Annotated in this window: 18 protein-coding genes; 12 read left to right on the top strand and 6 right to left on the bottom strand. The window is 71.9% G+C overall.

Annotation, left to right across the window (positions count from 1 at the left end; all coding sequences use genetic code 11):
- Positions 1-23: 23 nt before the first annotated feature.
- On the top strand, positions 24-1,229 hold the full coding sequence (locus ACFC1I_RS03115) for a glycoside hydrolase family 3 N-terminal domain-containing protein (protein WP_376006399.1): 1,206 nt from the start codon (positions 24-26) through the stop codon (positions 1,227-1,229).
- Position 1,230: 1 nt separating this feature from the next.
- Here ACFC1I_RS03115 and ACFC1I_RS03110 read toward each other — a convergent pair whose 3' ends face one another.
- From ACFC1I_RS03110 to ACFC1I_RS03095, 4 genes are read right to left on the bottom strand one after another with little or no spacing between them, the layout of a single operon-like run.
- On the bottom strand, positions 1,231-2,103 hold the full coding sequence (locus tag ACFC1I_RS03110; RefSeq protein ID WP_376006398.1) for a 3-methyladenine DNA glycosylase: 873 nt from the start codon (positions 2,101-2,103) through the stop codon (positions 1,231-1,233).
- Between the two features lie 44 nt (positions 2,104-2,147).
- Complete coding sequence (locus tag ACFC1I_RS03105) at positions 2,148-2,861, bottom strand: SOS response-associated peptidase (RefSeq protein ID WP_376006397.1); 714 nt, start codon at positions 2,859-2,861, stop codon at positions 2,148-2,150.
- Between the two features lie 47 nt (positions 2,862-2,908).
- Positions 2,909-3,964 (bottom strand): App1 family protein, encoded by a 1,056-nt coding sequence (locus ACFC1I_RS03100; protein WP_376006396.1) that lies wholly within the window; start codon positions 3,962-3,964, stop codon positions 2,909-2,911.
- 4 nt (positions 3,965-3,968) lie between these two features.
- The gene (locus ACFC1I_RS03095) at positions 3,969-4,646 is read right to left on the bottom strand and encodes a DedA family protein (RefSeq protein ID WP_376006395.1); all 678 of its coding nucleotides are present in this window, start codon (positions 4,644-4,646) and stop codon (positions 3,969-3,971) included.
- Positions 4,647-4,688: 42 nt separating this feature from the next.
- Here ACFC1I_RS03095 and ACFC1I_RS03090 point away from each other — a divergent pair, with 42 nt between their 5' ends.
- The 5 genes from ACFC1I_RS03090 to holA all read left to right on the top strand — a co-directional run bounded on the left by ACFC1I_RS03090 (position 4,689) and on the right by holA (position 12,856).
- Complete coding sequence (locus tag ACFC1I_RS03090) at positions 4,689-6,005, top strand: anthranilate synthase component I family protein (RefSeq protein ID WP_376006394.1); 1,317 nt, start codon at positions 4,689-4,691, stop codon at positions 6,003-6,005.
- A gap of 61 nt (positions 6,006-6,066) precedes the next feature.
- On the top strand, positions 6,067-8,667 hold the full coding sequence (gene leuS / locus ACFC1I_RS03085) for a leucine--tRNA ligase (RefSeq protein WP_376006393.1): 2,601 nt from the start codon (positions 6,067-6,069) through the stop codon (positions 8,665-8,667).
- A gap of 90 nt (positions 8,668-8,757) precedes the next feature.
- The gene (locus ACFC1I_RS03080; protein WP_376006392.1) at positions 8,758-9,384 is read left to right on the top strand and encodes a helix-hairpin-helix domain-containing protein; all 627 of its coding nucleotides are present in this window, start codon (positions 8,758-8,760) and stop codon (positions 9,382-9,384) included.
- Between the two features lie 34 nt (positions 9,385-9,418).
- Positions 9,419-11,776 carry a ComEC/Rec2 family competence protein gene (locus ACFC1I_RS03075; RefSeq protein ID WP_376006391.1) on the top strand — a complete coding sequence of 786 codons (2,358 nt, stop codon included), beginning with the start codon at positions 9,419-9,421 and terminating at the stop codon, positions 11,774-11,776.
- A gap of 42 nt (positions 11,777-11,818) precedes the next feature.
- Entirely contained in the window at positions 11,819-12,856 is a 1,038-nt protein-coding gene (gene holA / locus ACFC1I_RS03070; RefSeq protein WP_376006390.1) for a DNA polymerase III subunit delta, read from the top strand.
- A gap of 86 nt (positions 12,857-12,942) precedes the next feature.
- Here holA and rpsT read toward each other — a convergent pair whose 3' ends face one another.
- Positions 12,943-13,203 carry a 30S ribosomal protein S20 gene (gene rpsT / locus ACFC1I_RS03065; protein ID WP_341999261.1) on the bottom strand — a complete coding sequence of 87 codons (261 nt, stop codon included), beginning with the start codon at positions 13,201-13,203 and terminating at the stop codon, positions 12,943-12,945.
- Between the two features lie 236 nt (positions 13,204-13,439).
- On the opposite strand from rpsT, the gene ACFC1I_RS03060 reads away from it, so the two are divergent.
- Together ACFC1I_RS03060 and ACFC1I_RS03055 are read left to right on the top strand one after the other, a co-directional pair.
- Complete coding sequence (locus ACFC1I_RS03060; RefSeq protein WP_376006389.1) at positions 13,440-14,798, top strand: GH1 family beta-glucosidase; 1,359 nt, start codon at positions 13,440-13,442, stop codon at positions 14,796-14,798.
- Positions 14,795-16,045, top strand: a complete 1,251-nt coding sequence (locus ACFC1I_RS03055) for an MFS transporter (protein ID WP_376006388.1) — start codon at positions 14,795-14,797, stop codon at positions 16,043-16,045. The genes ACFC1I_RS03060 and ACFC1I_RS03055 overlap by 4 nt, the downstream gene beginning before the upstream one ends.
- Here ACFC1I_RS03055 and ACFC1I_RS03050 read toward each other — a convergent pair.
- Positions 16,034-16,759, bottom strand: a complete 726-nt coding sequence (locus ACFC1I_RS03050; protein ID WP_376006387.1) for an alpha/beta fold hydrolase — start codon at positions 16,757-16,759, stop codon at positions 16,034-16,036. The genes ACFC1I_RS03055 and ACFC1I_RS03050 overlap by 12 nt on opposite strands.
- 59 nt (positions 16,760-16,818) lie before the next feature.
- On the opposite strand from ACFC1I_RS03050, the gene lepA reads away from it, so the two are divergent.
- From lepA to hrcA, 4 genes are all read left to right on the top strand, one after another.
- Positions 16,819-18,669: a translation elongation factor 4 gene (gene lepA, locus ACFC1I_RS03045; RefSeq protein ID WP_376006386.1), complete on the top strand. Its 1,851-nt coding sequence runs from the start codon at positions 16,819-16,821 to the stop codon at positions 18,667-18,669.
- A gap of 27 nt (positions 18,670-18,696) precedes the next feature.
- A complete protein-coding gene (locus tag ACFC1I_RS03040) occupies positions 18,697-19,347 on the top strand; it encodes a DUF1990 family protein (RefSeq protein ID WP_376006385.1) in 651 nt (216 codons plus the stop codon).
- Positions 19,348-19,354: 7 nt separating this feature from the next.
- Entirely contained in the window at positions 19,355-20,572 is a 1,218-nt protein-coding gene (hemW, locus tag ACFC1I_RS03035; RefSeq protein WP_376006384.1) for a radical SAM family heme chaperone HemW, read from the top strand.
- Between the two features lie 130 nt (positions 20,573-20,702).
- A complete protein-coding gene (gene hrcA / locus ACFC1I_RS03030; protein WP_376006383.1) occupies positions 20,703-21,743 on the top strand; it encodes a heat-inducible transcriptional repressor HrcA in 1,041 nt (346 codons plus the stop codon).
- The last annotated feature ends 33 nt before the right edge of the window (positions 21,744-21,776 follow it).

Raw genomic sequence — 21,776 nt, 5'->3', positions numbered from 1 at the left:
CGGTACCCGCCTAGGCTGGTCGAGTGACTGCGGCGCGACGATCCCTGCTCTTCGCCGCGGTCGTCGCCGCGGCGTTGATCGCCTCGGCATCGTGTGCGGCGACCCCCACCGCGAAGCCGTCGCCGACCTCGTCGCCGTCCGTCACCGTGACCCTGTCGCCCGAGGCGGCAGCGCTCACCCCGGCCGAGCAGGCCGTCTCGGCGATGTCGCTGCGCGAGCGCGCGGCGAGCGTCGTGATGGGCCATGTTCCGACGACGGATGCTGAGACCCTGCGCTCGTACATGGAGTCCACCGCCATCGGGGGCTTCCTGCTCATGGGCGCGAACATCCCGGGCGACGAGGCCACGCTCCAGGAGCTCACCGCCGCCCTGACGGTCGACCCGGCTGAGCCGCCTCTCATCGCGATCGACCAGGAGGGCGGCGACGTGTCGCGGCTGCCGTGGGACGGTCTGCCGTCGCCCCTCGAACTGCAGCAGGCCGATGCCGCCGCCGTGGAAGCGGCGTACGCGGGCCGCGCGGCGCTCGTCCGCCAGGCGGGCATCCCCGTGAACTTCGGCATCGTCGCCGACGTCACCGCGGACCCGAACTCGTTCATCCACCGCCGGATCCTCGGCACCACGCCCGACACGGCGGCCGCCCACGTGGCGGCGGCGGTCGACGGCGAGTCCGGGAGCGTGTTCTCGACGCTCAAGCACTTCCCGGGGCACGGTGCCGCGCCGGGGGACTCGCATTCTTCGATCCCGTCGACGGCGATGCCGCTCGACCAGTGGCGCAGCACCGACGCCCGGCCGTTCCAGGCCGGGATCGACGCGGGCGCCGAACTGCTGATGTTCGGTCACCTGGCCTACACCGCGGTGGATCCGACGCCGGCGAGCCTGTCACCCGAGTGGCACCGGATCGCGCGCGACGAGCTCGGCTTCGAGGGGGTGACGATCACCGACGACCTCGGCATGCTCGAGAGCTCGGGGCTCCCCGAGTACGCCGACCCTGTGGCGAATGCGGTCGACGCGCTCGCCGCCGGCAACGACATGGTGCTGACCGTCGTCTCCTCCACGCCCGACACGGCGCCGCGGATCGTCGACGGCATCGTCGCGGCGGTGGAATCGGGCGCGGTGCCGCAGGAACGGCTCGACGAGGCGGCGACCCGGGTGATGGAGCTGCGGCTCGCCCTCGCCGACGCCGGCGCTGGCGAACTTCCGTGCACGACGTGCGCGGACCCCGCCGGCTGAGTCAGCCGCCGGCGATCTCGATGAGCCGGGCGCGCAACAGCTGCCCTCGCTCCGCGAAGCCGCGCTGCGCGCGGATGTAGGCGGCCTTGCCCTCCGCCGTCTCGATCGGCACCGCGTCGTAGCCCCAGTCCGCGAGGTCGTACGGCGACGCGCGCATGTCGAGCACGCGGATGTCGCGCGCGAGCACGAACGCGTCGAGCAGCACCTCGCCTGGCACGAGGGGTCCGAGCTTGACGGCCCACTTGTAGAGGTCCATTCCGGCATGCAGGCAGCCCGGCTGCTCGAGGTCGGGCTGGCTCTCCCGTGTCGGGAGCTCACGGTTGCGCGGGACGGCGTCGGGCGTGAAGAACCGGAACGCGTCGAAGTGCGTGCACCGCAGGTCGTGCGCCTCGACGACCGCGTCCGTCGCGTGCTGCCCGAGCCGGAGAGCCACCGGATGCCGGTGCTCCGGCTGCCGATACACCATGGCCCACTCGTGCAGTCCGAAGCACCCGAAACCGGGCGCCCGGCCGGCGGTGGCCCGGAGGATCCGCGCGATGTTCGCGAGGAGCGCGCCGCGCTCGGCACGGAACGCCTCGCCGTCGACGGCCAGGGCCCCCGCCGCACGGCCGGCTCGGTACCAGCGCCACCCGGCACGCGCGTCGGCGGCGGCATCCGCCAGCTCCACAGCTTCGCCCGGATGCCAGCGGTGCAGGATCGCGGGCTTGTACGAGTAGTACGTGAAGAGGAAGTCCTCGACGGGGTGCTTCTCGCCGCGCGCGGCGCGGTCGCGATGCGCGGCGGTGAGGGCCCGCGCACGTTCCTCGTGGGCCGCCTCGCGCTCGCGCCAGACTGCGCCGGCGAGCACCGGGGCGTCAGGGGGCGCGATCGTCACCGTTCGAGGATACGCGGGCCGCCACGGCAGGGCCTGGGCGCGGCTCAGGACTCGACGGGCTCGATGAGCTCGGGCGAGTTGTTGCGGACGTTGCCCACCGCCTTCGACACCTCGTGGTCGTCGAGCGTGTCGGCGAGGGCCGGAGCCGCATCGATCGCCGCGTCCAGCACATCACGCACGTTGTCGGTCGTGGGATCGAGCCACGCGTCGGCGTGATCGGGGTCGAGGAAGAGCGGCATGCGGTCATGGATCGAGCCGAGGTGGCCGATCGCGTCGCGTGTGAGGATCGTGAAGCTCAGCAGCCACCGCTCGGGGTCGTCGTCGCCCTTGGTCTTGTCGCGCCACCACTCGTAAAGCCCGGCGAGGAACAGCGGCTCGCCGTCGGCGGGGTGGATGTAGTGGGGGATCTTGGTGCCGTCGACGTTCTTCCACTCGTAGTAGCCCGACACGGGCACCACGGCACGGCGCTTCTCGAGCGCACCACGGAACATCGGCTTGTCTTCGAGCTCTTCGGCGCGCGCATTGAACGCGCGCGTGCCGATCTTGATGTCTTTCGCCCATGAGGGGATGAGGCCCCAGCGCGCCGCCTCGAGCCGGCGCGTGGGCGGCTCTGTCTTGGCGGAGTCGAGCACGATCGCGGCGCTGCTGGTCGGCGCCACGTTGTACGAGGGCTCGGGCAGATCGTCGCCCTCGACGTCGACGCGCAGCACCCCGACGAGATCCGAACCGGCACTGGCCACTACGAAGCGTCCGCACATGCGGCCAGCCTACGCGGGGCCGCCGACGTCGGCGCGGCGGGGGCCGGTCAGGCCTCGAGCGCTCCGGCGGAACCCAGGACGCCGACGTCCTCGAGCCGCTCCAGGAGCCCCGCGCCGTCGCTGTCGCTCACCCACGGCACCTCAGCGGCCGCGTGGTCGTTGACGGCCGTGCGCCCGCCCGCGAGCACCGCCTCGGCGGGGGAGAGCCGCCGGATCGCGACCGCGACCACGCGCGACGGGTGCTCGTCGGTGAACGTGGTGTAGATCGCGTCGTCGTGCTGGCCGTCGTCGCCGATGAGCAGCCACCGCACGTGCGGGAACTCCTCGGCGAGGCGACGGAGGTTCGTGAGCTTGTGCACCCTGCCGCTGCGGAACCAGCGGTCGTGGGTCGGGCCCCAGTCGGTGAGCAGCAGCGCGCCCGGTGGGAAGACGTGGCGGCTCAGGAATCGCATGAGCGTCGGCGCGATGTTCCACGCGCCGGTGGACAGGTAGATGAGCGGCGCGCCGGGGTTCTCGCGGACCACGCGCTCCATGAGCACGGCCATGCCGGGGACCGGCTGACGGGCGTGCTCGTTCACCACGAACGAGTTCCAGGCGGCGAGGAGCGGGCGGGGGATGGCCGTGACCATGACGGTGTCGTCGACGTCCGACACGATCCCGAACCGCACGTCCGGCGCGACGACGTATGCCCGCGTCTCGACGGGAGCCCCGCCTTCGACCGACATCGTGAACGTCTGCCAGCCGGGCTCGAGGTCCGCGGAAAGCCTCGTGTCGATCACGCCGCCGCGGTCCGCGACGACCTCGTGGTCGACCCCCGCGATCGTCACCGTGACCTGGGCGTAGCCGATGGGCACGGCGGCGAAGCTGCGCCAGCCGCGGACGCCGGCATACTCGCCGGACGTCGTCTGCTTGACCGGCGGCACGATCATGACGCGGCCGAGGACCCGCACCCAGTCGGGGCCGCCGTAGCCCGGGAAGGGTGTGACGGTGGGCGTGTGGCCGCGACGGCGCGCGCGCCGTTCGCGCCACGCGTGGAACCGGTACTCCAGGCGCGCGAGCCACAGGACCTTTGCGCGCACATTCTGGGGATCGGTGTGGGGCACCCTTTCAGTCTTTCATGTCCGTCGCGGGCGTCTCGTCGGGACCGTCGTTCTCCAGGTGCTTGCGCTCTGCCCGCTCGATGACCTTCTTGCTCACGAACACGAGCACGAGGAACAGCACGATGACGCCCACGAAGATGTAGCCGGCGTAGTGGATCTGATCCGCGAGTTCGCGGTAGGTCCCGGCGGCGAGGGCGGCGACCGAGATGTAGAGCGTGGTCCAGATCACGCAGGCCGGCACGGTCCACGCCAGGAACCGGCGATACGGGTAGCCGCTCATGCCGACGGTGAGCGGTACGAGCGAGTGCAGCACCGGGAGGAAGCGCGAGATGAAGATCGCCGGTCCGCCCCGACGTCGCAGGTAGCGCTCCGAACGCGCCCAGTTCTCCTCGCCGATGCGCCGCCCGAGTTTCGAGTGCTGGATGCGCGGACCGAGGAAGCGGCCGAGCCAGAAGCCGATGCTCTCGCCGATGAGGGCGCCGATGACGACGGCGACGCCCAGGATCACGCCCTCGAGCACTGAGGAGACCGCCGTGCCCGCGACGATCACGATCGTGTCGCCGGGCACCACGAGCCCGATCAGCACGCTCGTCTCGAGCATGATCGCCACACCGGCGATCAGCGTCCTGACGATGGGGTCGACGCTCTGCACGGCGTCGAGCAGCCAGGTCAGGAACTCGTTCACGCCATGAGCCTAGAGGTGTGCCCTCCCCTCTAACCTGGGAACATGACGGAGCCCCTCGCCGCCGCCGACGTGGCGCACTGGGTGGATCCGGCTTCCGTCTTCGCCGCTCTCTTCGCGGAGGCGCCGCACTCCTTCTGGCTGGACGCGGGTCCCGACGCACGTGAGGGATGGAGCTGGATGGGCGCGGGCGCCCCGGACGACCCCGCGCGGGTGAAGGGCGCCGAGTGCTCCCCGACCGGGCCCGCCGAGACCGAGAGCCCGTTCCGCGGCGGCTGGGTCGGGTGGACGGGATACGACGCCGCAGCCGCGCGCGCGGGTGCGCCCGCGGTCGCCGAGGCGGACGACGTGCCGCAGGACCTCTGGCTGCGCGTGGACCGCCTCGTCGCGTTCGACCACGCCCGGCGGGCGGTGCGCGTCCACGCTCCGGCTGATCACGCGCACGCGCTCGCCACCGCGGTCGCCGCGGCGATCGACCCGCCGGCCCCGCCCTCGCCTGCCGCAGCGCGCGGCGTCGCGCGCGCCCGCCACCTCCCCGGCGAGTACGCCGCGCTCATCGAGCGCTGTCGTGACGCGATCCGCGAGGGCGACGCATACCAGCTGTGCCTCACGACGCGCTTCGAGGTCGAGGCATCCGTCGATCCCGTCGAGGTCTATGCCCGCCTGCGCGCGGCCACGCCCGCCCACCACGGCGGGTTCGTGCGCTCGGGAGACACGGCGCTCCTGAGCGCCAGCCCGGAGCAGTTCCTCCACGTCGAGGAGGCGGAAGGCGGCGGCGCGGTCGTGCGCACGCGGCCGATCAAAGGCACCCGGCCGCGCGGCGCCGACGAGGGCGCCGACGCGGCGCTCGCGGCGGAGCTGCGCGCGAGCGAGAAGGAGCGCGCCGAGAACGTCATGATCGTCGACCTCATGCGCAACGACCTGTCGCGCGTGTGCGCGCCCGGCACGGTGGGCGTCGACGCCCTCCTCGAGGTCGAGTCGTACCCCGCCGTGCACCAGCTCGTGAGCACCGTGTCGGGCCGGCTGACGACGAGGACGACCCTGGGCGACCTGCTGGACGCGACCTTCCCGGCAGGCTCGATGACGGGGGCGCCGAAGCTGTCGGCGATGACGATCCTGCACGGCCTCGAAGGTGCGCCGCGCGGCGTGTTCTCGGGCTGTTTCGGCTGGGTGGGTGACGACGGCGCGCTCGATCTCGCGATGGTGATCCGCTCGATCGTGGTCAGGCCCGAGAGCGCGTACGTGGGCGCCGGGGGCGGGATCACGTGGAGATCGGATGCTGCGGCCGAGGTCGCCGAGGTGGGCATCAAGGCCCGCGGGCCCCTGGCCGCGCTGGGTGCCGCATTGCCGCCGGGCTGGTGAACCGCCCGTTCCGCTAACCTGGAAGACGCGCTTCGCGCGCTGCGCGCGCTTTCCGGCTTCCATGATTGGCACTTTCCACGTGAGTCAGACCGAAACCCCCGACACGTCTGCGCCCTCTGAGGGCTATGACGCCTATTCGATCCAGCAGAAGTGGCAGGCGCGGTGGGCCGAGGCCGACCCCTTCCGCGCCGGCGGCACCGACGACACGCGCCCGCGCAAGTACGTGCTGGGCATGTTCCCGTACCCCTCCGGCGACCTGCACATGGGTCACGCCGAGAGCTACGCGTACGTGGACATCGTGGCGCGCTTCTGGCGCCACCGCGGCTACAACGTCCTGAATCCGATCGGCTGGGACTCCTTCGGCCTTCCCGCCGAGAACGCGGCGATCCAGCGCGGGGCCGACCCCCGTGAGTGGACCTACGCGAACATCGAGCAGCACAAGAAGAGCTTCCGCGAGTACGGCTCGTCGTACGACTGGAGCCGCATCCTCCACACGAGCGACCCTGAGTACTACCACTGGAACCAGTGGCTGTTCCAGCGCCTCTACGAGCGGGGTCTCGCGTACCGCAAGGAGAGCCCGGTCAACTGGTGTCCCAACGACCAGACCGTGCTCGCCAACGAGCAGGTCGTCGACGGGCACTGCGAGCGCTGCGGCGCCGAGGTGATCAAGAAGAAGCTCACGCAGTGGTACTTCAAGATCACCGAGTACGCCGACCGGCTGCTCGACGACCTCAACCAGCTCGAGGGCTTCTGGCCGCAGAAGGTCATCCGCATGCAGCGGAACTGGATCGGCCGCTCGGTGGGCGCCGACATCGACTTCGAGATCGAGGGCCGCGCCGACAAGGTCACCGTCTTCTCGACGCGCCCCGACACGCTGCACGGCGCGACGTTCATGGTCGTCGCGCCCGACAGCGATCTGGCCGCCGAGCTCGCCGCCGGCTCGTCCGCCGAGGTGCGCCTGCGCTTCCAGGACTACCTCGAGAGCGTGCAGCGCGAGACCGAGATCGAGCGGCAGAGCACCGACCGCCCGAAGACGGGCGTGTTCCTCGACCGCTTCGCCGTCAACCCGGTCAACGGCGAGCGCCTGCCCATCTGGGCCGCCGACTACGTACTGGCCGACTACGGTCACGGCGCCGTCATGGCCGTGCCCGCGCACGACCAGCGCGACCTCGACTTCGCCCGCGCCTTCGACCTGCCGGTCAAGGTCGTGGTCGACACCACCGCTCCGATCACCGGGGCGATCCCCGTCATCGAGCTCGACGAGGAGGGCGTGCCGATCGATCCGGGCCCCGTCGAGACCCTGTCCGACCTGGACCCCGCGACGACCGGCATCGCGCTGACCGGCGAGGGCCGTCTCATCAACTCGGGCTCGCTCGACGGGCTCTCCAAGCGCAACGCGATCGCGCGGATCATCGAGCAGCTCCAGGCGGCCGGCACCGGCCGCGCCGCCAAGTCCTACCGCCTCCGCGACTGGCTCATCTCGCGTCAGCGGTTCTGGGGCACGCCGATCCCGATGATCCACACCGAGGACGGCCGCATCGTGCCCGTGCCCGCAGACCAGCTGCCGCTGCGCCTGCCCGACGCGCACGGACTCGACCTCGCACCCAAGGGCACGTCGCCGCTGGGCGGCGCGACCGAGTGGATGCGGACCACCGACCCCGAGACGGGGGAGGCGGCGCTGCGCGACCCCGACACGATGGACACGTTCGTCGACAGCTCGTGGTACTTCCTGCGGTTCCTGGCGCCGAACGACCAGAACGAGGCGTTCCCCTCCCGCGAGGCGGACCGTTGGGCCCCCGTCGACTCGTACATCGGCGGCGTCGAGCACGCGATCCTGCACTTGCTGTACGCGCGCTTCATCACCAAGGTCCTCTTCGACATGGGGCTCATCGACTTCACGGAGCCGTTCTCGAGCCTGATCAACCAGGGCATGGTGCTCCTGGACGGCTCGAAGATGTCGAAGTCGAAGGGCAACCTCGTCGAGTTCGCCGCGAGCATGGTCGACCCGGGCGCCGATGCGGTGCGCACCGCGATCGCGTTCGCCGGCCCGGTCGAGGACGACATCAATTGGGAGGACGTGTCGACCACGGGCGCCCAGAAGTTCCTCGCGCGCGCCTGGCGCGTCGCGACCGACGTCACGAGCGACCCCGACGTGGTGTGGGCCGAGGGCGACGCAGCTCTGCGCCGCGTGACGCACCGCCTTCTCGCGGATGCGCCGGGCCTCGTCGAGCAGACGAAGTTCAACGTCGTCGTCGCTCGCCTCATGGAGCTGGTCAACGCCACCCGCAAGGTCATCGACACGGGTGCCGGCGCCGCCGACCCCGCCGTGCGCGAGGCCGCCGAGGCGACCGCGATGATCCTCGACCTGTTTGCTCCGCACCTCGCGGAGGAGATGTGGGAGATCCTCGGGTACGACGGCTTCGTCGGACTGGTGCCGTGGCGCAACGCCGATCCGACCCTGCTCGTCGAGGAGAGCGTGACCGCGGTCGTGCAGATCGACGGCAAGGTGCGCGGCACCCTGCAGGTGCCCGCACGCATCGACGCCGCCGAGCTCGAGCGCCTGGCCCGCGCCGATGAGAAGGTCGTGCGCTCCCTCGCGGGTCGCGAGATCACGCGCGTGGTCGTCCGCCCGCCGAAGGTCGTGAGCTTCAGCACGCACTGACCTTCCTCCACAGCGAGCCGGAACCCGGGGATGTGCACATCCCCGGGTTCCGCGGCGTCTCGGGCCTCTCCGGCCTCCTAACGTGGGGCCGTGACAGCCGGCGACCGCTCCGATCGCGCGCCGACCGAGCCGGTCGCCGCGCGTCGCAGGCTGGGGATCGGCGCCGTCGTGGTGCTCGTGATCGGCGCACTCGCGGTCACGGTGGGCATCGGCATCCTCCGTGGTGCGACGGCCCCTGTCGACGAGGTCGTCGTCGATGAGACGCCCGCCGCCGCCGCGACCCCGACGGACGCGCTGTACGTGCACGTCTCCGGTGCCGTGCGCACACCGGGCCTGTACCTGCTGCCGGCCGGCTCGCGGGTCGTGGACGCGGTCGCGGCCGCCGGCGGCTTCGCCGACGACGCCGACCGTGACGCCGTGAACCTCGCGCGCACGCTCGACGACGGCGAGCAGCTTGCGGTGCCGCGCGCGGGCGAGCAGCCTCCGCCCGTGGTGGGAGGTACCGGCTCCGCGCCGCCGGGTGAGAGTCGTGTGGACCTCAACACGGCCGACGCGACGCTCCTCGAGACGCTTCCGCGCATCGGGCCCGCGCTCGCCGAGCGCATCATCGCGTGGCGCGACGACAACGGTGGCTTCACGAGCATCGAGGACCTGCTGGCGGTGCCCGGCATCGGCGACAAGATGCTCGAGTCCCTCCGCGATCTCGTGACGGTGTGACGTGCGCGGCCGCCGCGTGCTGAGACTGGTCCCTGTGGCGGGCGCGTGCTGGGCCGTGGCCGCCGCGGCGATCCTCGCGCCCGCGGCGTCGCCGTGGATCGCCCTGACCCTCTGGACCCTCGTCATCGGCCTGACCGTCGTCGTGCGCGGCCTCAGCACGCACGCGACGCTCCCGTCGCAGCGCATCCGCTCACGGACGCGGTTCCGGATGCCTCGGCACGCGGTGCGCCGCACGCTCGTGATCGTCGTGCTCGCGGGTGCAGCCTCGGCCGCAGCGGCCTCCCATGTCGCCCTGGCGCAGCCTGCCCGGACCGCCGTGGCCGCTCTCGCGCTCGAGGGCGGACGGGCAGTGGACGTGCGCGCCGACATCGTCGGCAAGATCGAGCGCCGTGCCGACGGCTCGCTCGCGTTCGATGCCCGCGCCGAGCGCCTGTCGATCGGGGACGACAGCCACCCGGTGAACGTCGAGATCGCGGTGCGAGTGTCTCCGGAGGACGTCGACACGCTGTCGCGACTCGACGTCGGTGCGACGATCGTCGCACACGGCACCGCGAGGCCCGCGCGACCGGGGGAGCGGGCGGTGCTCGAGGTCCGGGCGTCACGCGGAGTGGAGGTCGTGGCGGCGCGGGACGGTGCCGCCGCGACGGCGGGCGGGCTGCGGCGCGGCCTCGTCGCGGCGGTCGGAGGCCTGCCCGGCGAGGGGGCGGGCCTGGTGCCCGGGCTCGCGGTCGGTGACACCTCCGTGGTGTCGCCGGCGCTCGACGCCGCGATGAAGGCGTCCTCGCTCTCACATCTCACTGCGGTATCGGGCGCCAACTGCGCGCTGGTCGTCGGCATCGCGTTCGCCTTCGCCGCGGCTCTCGGGGCTTCGCGGGGGCTGCGGGTGGCGGTCGGGCTGTCGGTGCTCGCCGGCTTCGTGCTGCTCGTCACCCCCGAGCCGAGCGTCGTACGCGCCGCGGCGATGGCGGCGATCGCGATGCTCGCCGTGCTGCTCGGGCGCGCCGGGGCCGGGATGGCGCTGCTGTCGTTCGCCGTGACGCTGCTGCTCGTGCTCGATCCCTGGCTCGCCTCGTCGCTCGGGTTCGCGCTGTCGGTGGTCGCCACGGGATCGCTCCTGCTGTGGGCGCGCCCGCTCGCCACGGGCCTCGCCCGCGCGCTGCCGCGGCCGCTGGCTCTGGCACTCGCAGTGCCGCTCGCCGCGCAGCTGGCGTGCGGGCCGCTCCTGATCCTCATCGAGCCGACCGTGCCCGTGTACGGCGTGCTGGCGAACCTCCTCGCGGGTCCCGCGGCGCCGCCGGCGACCGTGCTCGGCCTCGCCGCGTGCCTGAGCGCGCCGGCGCCGTGGCTGCAGTCGGGCCTCGCGGCACTCGCCTGGGTGCCGGCGTCGTGGATCGCCGCGACCGCGACGACCGCCGCGGCGCTTCCCGCCGACGCCCTGCCCTGGCTGGAGGGGGTTCCGGGGGCGCTGGCCCTCGCCGGGGTCGGCGTGGCGATCGGGCTCGCCGTCGCCCTCGACCGAGGAGGGCCGTGGGCGCGACGCACGGTGCGTGCCGTGTCGGTCGCCGTCGTCGCCGTCCTCGTGGGCGCAGGAGCCGGCACCGCTGCCCTGACCACGATCGCCGGCCGCTGGACGCTTCCGGCCGAGTGGTCCGTGCTCGCCTGCGACGTCGGCCAGGGCGACGCGGTGCTGCTGCGGTCGGAGGGCGCCGTCGCCCTGGTCGACACCGGGCCCGATCCTGAGCCGCTCGCCGCGTGCCTCTCCCGTGCCGGCGTCGACCGGATCGACCTGCTCATCCTCACCCACTACGACCTCGATGACATCGGCGGGCTCGACGCGGTGCGCGGTCGTGTCGCGGCCGTTCTGCACGGACCGGGCGACGCCGCGGGGCGCGCGGCGATCGCCTCTCTGACGGCGCACGGGGCGCGGGCGACAGAAGCGGCTGTCGGCCTCAGCGGGGCGCTCGGCGGCGCACGGTGGCGGGTCCTCTGGCCCAAGGCCGGCAGCCGCGCCTTCCCGGAGGGCAACGACGCCAGCGTCGTCCTCGATGTGCGGGGCGGCGGCATCCCTCCGACGCTGCTGCTCGGCGACCTCTCGGCCTCGCCGCAGCGCCTGCTGGCGGCTTCGGGTGTGCTGGATCCGCCGTACGCCATCGTCAAGACCGCGCATCACGGGAGCGCCGACCAGGATGCGGGGCTCTATCTCGCGGCAACGCCCTCGATCGCGCTCGTGACGGTCGGGGCAGGCAACGACTACGGGCATCCGCGCGACGAAGCGCTCGCGATCCTCCGCGACGCCGGCGCACGGATCGTACGGACCGACCGCGACGGCGCGATCGCGCTGTGGGCGTCGGAGAGCGGATCGGTGTCGCTGTGGCGCGACCGCGGGGGCTGAGCGGGAGCGACCGCCGTCGGTGGTCGTCGGTAGGCTGGAGGAATGGCCACCCCTGCACGCCGAGCACCCGCGAAAGCCGCGCGCAGCGCCATTCCCCAGCTCTCGTGGCGGGCTCCGCAGCCGGCACCCGTCGTGCTCGTCTCCGGACCTGAGGAGGTCTGCGCCGAGCGGGCGATCGCCGGTGTGCGCGACTACCTCCGGGCCGAAGACCCGACGCTCGAGGTCTCCGACATCCGCGCCGACGACTACGCCGCGGGAACGCTCTTGGGCGTCACCTCGCCGTCGCTGTTCGGCGAGCCACGGCTGGTCCGCGTCAGCGGCGTCGAGAAGTGCTCCGACACGTTCCTCGCCGAAGCGGTGGCCTACCTCGCCGCCCCACAGGACGGCGCGACCGTCGTGCTCCGCCACACCGGCGCGAGCGTCCGCGGCAAGAAGCTGCTCGACGCGATCCGTGCGGGCGAAGGGTCAGGCGTCGAGATCGCGTGCCCCGCCGTCAAGCGCGATTCCGACCGCTTCGACTTCGCGGCGGGTGAGTTCCAGGCCGCGAAGAAGCGCATCGCCCCGACGGCGCTGCGTGCGCTCGTCTCCGCGTTCGCCGACGACCTCACCGAGCTCGCCGCCGCGTGCCAGCAGCTGATCGCCGATGTTCCCGGCGACATCACCGACGAGGTCGTCGAGCGCTACTACGGCGGCCGCGTCGAGACGTCGGCGTTCACCGTCGCCGACACGGCGATCGCGGGTCGCTACGGCGAGGCGCTCATCGCGCTGCGCCACGCGCTGGCGTCCGGAGCCGACCCGGTGCCTCTCGTCGCGGCCGTGGCGATGAAGCTGCGCACGATGGCGCGGGTCGCGGGCAACCGTGAGCCGGCGAAGGCGCTCGCCTCGCGACTGGGGATGAAGGACTGGCAGATCGACCGCGCGCGCCGCGACCTGGTCGGCTGGAACGAAGAGAGCCTCGGCCGCGCGATCCAGGCGACGGCCCGGGCGGACGCCGAGGTCAAGGGCGGTTCGCGCGATGCGGTGTTCGCGCTCGAGCGCATGATCACGGTGATCGCCACGCGCGCACCTTACGGCGCCTGACATGAGGCCCACGAGCGCAAGCGAAAGGCCCGCCCCTTGCGGGACGGGCCTTCACGCGACCCGGGGTCGCGGAGCGTGTCAGAGGCTCAGAGAGCGGCGACCTGCTTGGCGATGGCCGACTTGCGGTTCGCCGCCTGGTTCTTGTGGATGACGCCCTTGCTGACGGCCTTGTCGAGCTTCTTGGTCGCCGTTCCCAGCGCCTTCTCGGCCGCAGCCTTGTCGCCGGCAGCAACCGCCTCGCGGGTGCGACGGACGTGCGTCTTCAGCTCGCTCTTGACGGCCTTGTTGCGCTCGCGCGCCTTCTCGTTGGTCTTGTTGCGCTTGATCTGCGACTTGATGTTCGCCACGTGTCGACGTTCTTTCGTTCGAAGGTGAATCGGATTGATGTGCCGGTCAGCGAGAGAGGGGCGCTTCGCGGCGGTCGTGAGGGCGAACCCACACGCAAGCCAAACAAGGATTCTACCAGGTGAGCCGACCCGTCGTTGACGGGCGCGCACATGCACGGCGGAGCCCTCCCATGATGCATGATCTACAGCGTGGGAGCGCGCTCACCCGAACGTGCTCAGTGACGAAGGAGTCCGCCGTGCCGCAGCATCCGTCCGTCGATCTCTCGCCGTTCCCGCCGGGCTTCCGGTGGTCGGCGGCGACCGCCGCGTTCCAGGTCGAGGGCTCGCGGGCCGCCGACGGACGCGGACGATCCATCTGGGACGACTTCGTCGCGACTCCCGGCGCGGTGCGGGACGGCGCGACGGCGGATCCGGGCCCCGACAGCTACCGGCGTCACTCCGAGGACGTGGCGCTGCTCGCCGCGCTCGGGGCCGACCGCTACCGCTTCTCGATCTCGTGGGTGCGCGTGCAGCCCGAACCCGGCGGACCCGTGCTGCGTGCGGGCCTCGACTACTACCGCCGCCTCGCCGACGACCTGCTCGACGCGGGCATCACGCCGTTCGCGACCCTGTACCACTGGGATCTGCCGAGCGTCCTCGAAGAGCGGGGCGGGTGGCTCGACCGCGACACCGCATTGCGCTTCGGCGACTACGCCGAGGTGGTCGCGGAGGCGCTGGGCGGCAGCATCCGTCACTGGTACACGCTCAACGAGCCGGTGTCGACCTCTCTGCAGGGCTATGCCGTCGGCACGCTCGCGCCGGGCCGGCAGCTGCTGTTCGGATCGCTGCCGACCGTGCACCATCAGCTGCTCGCGCACGGCCTCGCGCTGCGCGCGCTGCGCGCGGCGGGTGCCGAAGAGGCGGGGATCGTCAACAACCACACCCTGGTGCTGCCGGCGGCCGAGACCGATGGCGATCTCACCGCGGCCGCCGTCTACGACCTGCTCCACAACCGGGTGTTCGCCGACCCCGTGCTCACCGGCGCCTATCCCGATCTCGCGGCGTTCGGCATCCCGCCGATGCCGGTCGAAGAGGGCGATCTCGAGCTGATCTCGGCGCCGGCGGACTTCTACGGCATCAACTTCTACAACCCCACGACCGTCGCCGCGGCGCCCGAGGGCGGCCCGGTGCCGTTCGAGATCGTCCCGACGCCGGGCGCGCCGGTCACCGGCTTCGGGCCGGAGTGGCCCATCGTGCCGACGTCGCTCACCGAGCTGCTGCTCGATTTCGAAGACCGGTACGGCGATCGCCTCCCGCCGCTCGTCATCGGCGAGAACGGGGCGTCGTTCCCGGAGCCGGATCACGTCGACGGGCCTGTCGCCGACGACGACCGCATCGCCTACCTCGCCGGCCACATCGAGGCGGTGGGCGCGGCGGTGGCCGCCGGCGTCGACGTGCGCGAGTACACGGTGTGGTCACTCCTGGACAACTTCGAGTGGGCCGACGGCTGGACCCAGCGGTTCGGGCTCGTGCACGTCGACTTCGACACCGCGGCCCGCACGCCGAAGGCGTCGTTCGACTGGTACCGCGCCCTCATCGCGGAGGCACGCGCGTGAGCGCGCGCACGGGCGCCAAGGTCGGCGCGGGCTGGTTCACCCTCTTCACGCTCGCGTGGCTGGCGCTGTGGACGGTGCAGCTCACGCCGCTGCAGCTGCTCATCCCGCTGCAGCTCAACACTCCTGACGACGCCGACGGCTGGGTGTCGGGCGTGGTGTCGTCCGGGCTCGTGTTGGCGATCGGCGGCATCGCCGGCGTGATCGCCGCCCCGGTCGCGGGCGGGCTGTCCGACCGCACGCGCGGGCGGATGGGCCGACGCCGCCCGTGGGCACTCGGGGGAGTGTGGCTCGGCACCGCGTCCCTCGCCGGCATCGCCTTCGCCTCCGGCCCGTGGGGCGTGGGACTCGCCTGGGTCGGCGTCTCCGTCGGCGTCGCCGTCGCCTCTGCGGCCTTCACCGCGCTCATCGCCGACCAGCTGACGACGCAGCGGGGCGCAGCATCCGCCGCCGTCTCTTCGTCGCAGGCACTCGGCATCGTCGTGGGTGTCGGCGTCATCGTGCTGCTCGAGCTCGGCGTCGTGGTCGGCTACCTCGTGCTCGCGGGCTTCCTCGCGGTCGTCGGCACGGCGGCGGCGCTGCTGCTGCCCGACCCGCCGGCGCGCGCCGACGTGGCCGTGGCCCGCCAGGTGCGCACCATCGGCGAGCGGCTCGCGGCCCTGCGCGACCGCGACTTCGCGTGGCTGCTCGCGGGGCGGCTCACAGTGAACATCGGCAACGCGCTCGGCACCGGCCTGCTGCTGTTCTTCCTGCTCTACGGGCTGCAGCGCGATCCGGCGACGGCCGAGGACGAGCTGCTGCTGCTCATCCTCGTGTACACCGTGTTCGTGGTGGGCTCCTCGATCGCGTCGGGGTGGATCTCGGACCGCACCGGACGACGGATCCCCTTCGTGGTGTGGTCGGCCGTGGTCCAGGGACTTGCGTCGATCATCCTGGTGGTCGCGCCGTCTCTCACGTCGGCGATGATCGCCGCGGCGCTCCTCGGCGTGGGGTACGGCGCCTACATGTCGGTGGGCCTCGCGCTCGGCACGGACCTGCTGCCGCACCCCGAGGACCACGCGCGCGACCTCGGATTCGTGAACGTCTCTGCCAGCCTGGGCCAGCTGATCGGGCCGCTCCTCGGCGCGGGGCTGGTGGCCCTCGTCGGCGGCTTCTGGCTGCTGTTCCTCGTGGGAGGTGTGCTGTCGATCGCCGGCGGCTTCATGACCTATGCGATCCGCAGCCGCGACCGCCAGCCGTCAGCCGTGTGATGCCTCGAGCGTGGTGAGCGCGACCTCGAGTACGGCGTCGAACACGCGCGGGCGCATGACGGTCACATGGTGGGTCGTCCGCGGCACGACGATGAGCTCCGCGTGCTGGGCGACCCTCATGAACAGCTTCTCGTTCACCCGCAGCTGGTCGTACTGACCGTTGACGAACCAGAGCGGCACCTCGATGCGGTGCAGCGCCGCGAGCAGGTCGAGCACGGAGAGGCTTCGCAGGGCCACGTCCTGCGCATCCAGCGCGTAGCCGCCCGCCCCGAAGTCGGCGCGGGTCTCGTCGGGGAGGATGCGGTCGAGCATGCGGTCGGTCAGCCACATCCCGCGGTCGGGCAGCGAGTCGAAGCCGCGGGCCAGCACGCGGTAGGTCGCCAGCCCGATCCCGCGGGGGATCGCGGTGCAGGACGCCGCGACGAAGCCCGCCACCGGCGGCGGCTGCTCCGCCCCGACGTACTCGATGCACAGGAGCCCGCCCATCGAGTGGCCCGTGAGCAGCACCGGCCCGTGCTCTGCGGCGGCGCGCACGGCGGTGTCGATCGTCTCGAGCGCCGAGGCGAGCGTGAATTCCTCGGCCATGCGTGCTCCGTGGCCAGGGAGGTCCACCGCGGTGACCGGGTTGCCGCGCGCGGTCAGGTACTCGGTCTGGGCGCGCCACATCGTCGCGGACGTCCGGATGCCGTGCACGAGCACGACCTGGACGACCATGACGCCAGGGTAGCGGGGGAGTCTCGCCCGCGTGCGGGCACCCGTACAATCGTCTGGACATGTCACCGCGCGCCCTGAAGCCCCTCGAGCCCTCTGCCACGCCGCCCGAGCTGATCCGCAACTTCTGCATCATCGCCCACATCGACCACGGCAAGTCGACGTTGGCCGACCGCATGCTGCAGATCACCGGCGTCGTCTCCGACCGCGACATGCGCGCGCAGTACCTCGACCGCATGGACATCGAGCGCGAGCGCGGCATCACGATCAAGTCGCAGGCGGTGCGCATGCCGTGGGCGACCGCCGACCAGACCTTCGCGCTCAACATGATCGACACGCCCGGCCACGTCGACTTCACGTACGAGGTCTCGCGCTCGCTCGCCGCGTGCGAGGGCGCGATCCTCCTCGTCGACGCCGCGCAGGGAATCGAGGCGCAGACGCTCGCGAACCTCTACCTCGCGCTCGAGAACGACCTGCACATCATCCCGGTGCTCAACAAGATCGACCTGCCCGCCGCCGACCCTGAGAAGTACGCGGCGGAGCTCGCGGGCCTCATCGGCGGCTCTCCCGACGACGTGCTGCGCGTCAGCGGCAAGACCGGCATGGGCGTCGAGACGCTGCTGGACCGCATCGTCGAGCAGATCCCCGCTCCGAAGGGGAACGCGGATGCCCCGGCCCGCGCCATGATCTTCGACTCGGTGTACGACTCCTACCGCGGCGTCGTGACGTACGTCCGCATGGTCGACGGCAAGCTGGAGCCGCGCGAGCGCATCCAGATGATGTCGACGAAGGCGACGCACGACCTCCTCGAGATCGGCGTGTCGAGCCCCGAGCCCGTGCCGACGAAGGGTCTGGGCGTCGGCGAGGTCGGCTACCTCATCACCGGCGTGAAGGACGTCCGCCAGTCCAAGGTCGGCGACACGGTGACCAACCAGCGCAAGCCCGCGACCGATGCGCTCGCCGGCTACACGGATCCGAAGCCGATGGTGTTCTCGGGGATCTACCCCATCGACCAGAGCGACTACGCCGACCTCCGCGAGGCGCTGGACAAGCTGAAGCTCTCGGACGCGTCGCTGCAGTACGAGCCCGAGACGTCGGTGGCGCTCGGCTTCGGGTTCCGCTGCGGCTTCCTGGGGCTGCTGCACCTCGAGATCATCACCGAGCGCCTCTCGCGCGAGTTCGACCTCGACCTCATCACCACGGCGCCGTCGGTGACCTACGAGGTGACCACCGACACCGGCGAGACCGTGGTCGTCACCAACCCGAGCGAGTACCCCGACGGTCGCGTCGCGGAGGTGTCCGAGCCGGTCGTGAAGGTCGGCATCCTGCTGCCGAAGGACTACGTCGGCACCGTCATGGAGCTGTGCCAGTCCCGCCGCGGGTCGCTGCTGGGCATGGACTACCTCAGCGAGGACCGCGTCGAGCTGCGGTACCACATGCCGCTCGGCGAGATCGTGTTCGACTTCTTCGACCAGCTGAAGTCCAAGACGCAGGGCTACGCGAGCCTGGACTACGAACCCGCCGGCTCGCAGACCGCCGACCTCGTGAAGGTCGACATCCTGCTGCAGGGCGACAAGGTCGACGCGTTCAGCTCGATCGTGCACCGCGAGAAGGCCTACGCCTACGGCACGATGATGACCGAGCGCCTGCGCAAGCTCATCCCGCGCCAGCAGTTCGAGGTGCCGATCCAGGCCGCCATCGGCGCCCGCATCATCGCCCGCGAGAACATCCGCGCGATGCGCAAGGACGTGCTCGCCAAGTGCTACGGCGGCGACATCTCCCGCAAGCGCAAGCTCCTCGAGAAGCAGAAGGAGGGTAAGAAGCGCATGAAGATGGTCGGTCGCGTCGAGGTCCCCCAGGAGGCGTTCATCGCCGCGCTCTCGGGTGACGTCGAGGGTCCTGCCAAGAAGTGATGCGCCGGGCGAAGTAGGCTGGAATCCATGCGTCGAGGAACCTTCCGGGACGACACCGTCGACTATGCCGCTGTCGGGGCGACCCAGGCGCCGGATCTGATGCAGTATCCGCCGGAGCGCAGCATCCCGGCGGAGCAGTCGTGGCGGATCGGCAGCGGCGAAGCCCGCTTCCGCGCCGCGGGCGAGGCGCTCATGTCGTGGACGGCGCAGCGCGGGGCGGGTCTCAAGCTCACCGACGTGCGACCCGCGTCCGGCCCGATGTACTCGGGCGTGAGCTTCGACGCCGAGGGCCACCCCGTGGGGCCCAGTCGTTCGGAGGCGGAGCAGCGGTTCGACGCCGACGGCACGCCCTTCGTCGGCGCCGGAACGACGATCCGCGTCGACGGCCGCGTGAACGGCCTGCGTGTCGACGCGGAGCTGCGCGTCATCTTCGCGGTCGAGGAGCCCCGCCGCGTCGGATTCGCGCTCGGCACCGTCAGCGACTCCGTCGTCAGCGGCGAGGAGTCGTTCATGCTCGACTGGTACGACAACGACGAGGTCTGGTTCACGGTGCGCGCCTTCGACGCGCCACGCGCCGTGCTCTACCGGATGTTCCGCGGCCTGACGAAGCGTCGCCGTCGCGAGCTGTTCACGCGGTATCTGCGGGCGATCTCGCCCCTGTACACGACTCCCGCGTGACGCGCTGATGGGCTCCGCTCTTCCGCTCGGCGAGCCCGTTCCGCCGGACGGCTCGCTCCCTCGGGGCACCCGCATCGACCCGGCGAGCGAGTTCAGCGTGTACCTGCACGTGCCGTTCTGCCGCGTCCGCTGCGGCTACTGCGACTTCAACACGTACACGTCGTCCGAACTGCGCGGCGCGCGGCAGGACGAGTACGCCGACACGCTCCTCCGCGAGATCGCGCTGGCGGCGCCCGTGCTCGAACGCGCGGGCGGCACCCGTCCCGCCTCGACGGTCTTCTTCGGCGGCGGCACGCCGACGCTCCTCCCGCCCGGCGACCTCGCGCGCATGCTCGCCGGCGTGCGCGACACGTTCGGCATCGCCGACGGCGCAGAGGTCACGGTCGAGGCCAACCCCGACACCGTCACGCCGGCGGTCGCCGCCGAGCTCGCCGCATCCGGCGTCACCCGGCTGTCGGTCGGCATGCAGTCGGCCGTCCCGCACGTACTCGCCGCGCTCGACCGCACGCACGACCCCGACAACGTCCGCACCGCGGTCGCGGCGGCGCGCGGCGCGGGGCTCGACGTGAGCGTGGACCTCATCTACGGCGCACCGGGCGAGTCGCTCGACGACTGGCGGTCCTCCGTGGAGGCGGCCGTGGCGCTCGAGCCCGACCACATCTCGGCCTACGCGCTCATCATCGAGGACGGCACGAAGCTCGCCCGCCAGATCCGCCGCGGTGAGGTCGCCGCCCCCGACGACGACCTGCAGGCCGACATGTACGAGCTCGTCGACGATCGCCTCGCGGGCGCGGGCTTCGACTGGTACGAGGTGTCGAACTGGGCGCGCGGCGACGCGCACCGCTCGCGGCACAATCTCGCGTACTGGGTCGGCGCGGACTGGTGGGGGTTCGGCCCCGGCGCGCACAGCCACATCGCCGGCGTGCGGTTCTGGAACGTCAAGCACCCCGCCGCCTACGCGCAGCGGCTCGCGGCGGGCGAGTCGCCGGCGGCGGGGCGGGAGATCCCGGATGCTGCGGCCCGCACCCTCGAGACGGTCCTGCTGCGCACGCGCATCCGTGAGGGGCTGCCCGTCGAGGAGCTCCTCGGCGAGGGCCGGCACGCCGTCGCCGCGCTGATCGCGGACGGCCTCATCGAGGGTCCTGCAGCGCTGCGAGGACGGGTCGTGCTCACGCGTCGCGGGCGCCTCCTCGCCGACGCGGTGGTCCGCGCCCTGACCGACTGACGCCGCGCACCGCCCGCGCCCGCGAGAGCGACGCGATCGGACGCTGCGTCGCTCGACGATCCTGACAGGGGCATCGGCTAGAATTGGCACTCCAGTCATGCGAGTGCCAGCTCCGGCGTGAGGAGGCGGGATGGTCAGCGAACGAGGCCTGCAGGTGCTGCGGGCGATCGTCCAGGACTACGTCGACACGCGCGAGCCGGTCGGCAGCAAGGCGATCGTCGAGCGCCATGCCTTCGGCGTGTCGGCGGCGACCATCCGCAACGACATGGCGCTGCTCGAGGACGAAGAGCTCATCGTCGCGCCGCACACCTCGTCGGGCCGCGTGCCGACCGACAAGGGCTACCGCGTGTTCGTCGACCATCTCGCCGAGCTCCGGCCCCTCTCGCCGGCGCAGCGCTCCGCCATCGCGACGTTCCTCGACGGCTCGGGCGACCTCGACGACGTGCTCGTGCGCACCGTGCGTGCGCTCACACAGCTGACCGGTCAGGTCGCGATCGTGCAGTACCCGTCGTTCGCGCGGGCGACCGTCACTCACGTCGAGCTCGTGCAGCTCGGCGGCGGCCGCATGCTCGTCATCGTCGTCACCGACACCGGCCGCGTATCGCAGCGCCTGACGTTCGTCGGCGAGGACTTCGACGACGCCGACCTCGCCCGCATCCGCACCGGGCTCGGCACGCTCCTGGTCGGCCGGCCCGTCCGCGAAGGACTGCAGCGCATCGCCGAACGGCTCGACGGCCCCGACACGCAGGCCCCCGCGCACGAGCGCGCCACCGACGAGATCGTGCGCGCCGTCGCCGAGGAGCTCGAGGAGTTCCGCCAGGACAAGCTGGTGATGGCGGGCAGCGCCAATCTCGCGCGCCGCGAGTCCGACTTCCGCGGCAGCATCTATCCGCTCCTCGAGGCGATCGAGGAGCAGGTGACGCTGTTGCGGCTGATGGGCGAGATGGTCGCCGACGAACAGGGCCTGGCGGCCAGCATCGGCCGCGAGAACGAGGCGTTCGGCCTGGCCGAGGCATCCGTCGTCGCCAGCGACTACGACGCGACGGGCTCGCTCGCCCGCGTCGGCGTGCTCGGCCCGACACGCATGGACTACCCCACGAACCTCGCGACGGTCCGCGCCGTCGCGCGCTATCTCACGCGCATGCTCGAGCAGGACGACAGCTCCCGCTGACGCACGCGCGCACACACGATCCCGCGGCATCGC

Origin of the sequence: Microbacterium sp. NPDC056044 (genome assembly GCF_042267145.1) — a bacterium.
GTDB lineage: Bacteria > Actinomycetota > Actinomycetes > Actinomycetales > Microbacteriaceae > Microbacterium.
The sequence above is the reverse complement of the archived record's forward strand: the minus strand, read 5'-3'. Positions and strand labels throughout refer to the sequence as shown.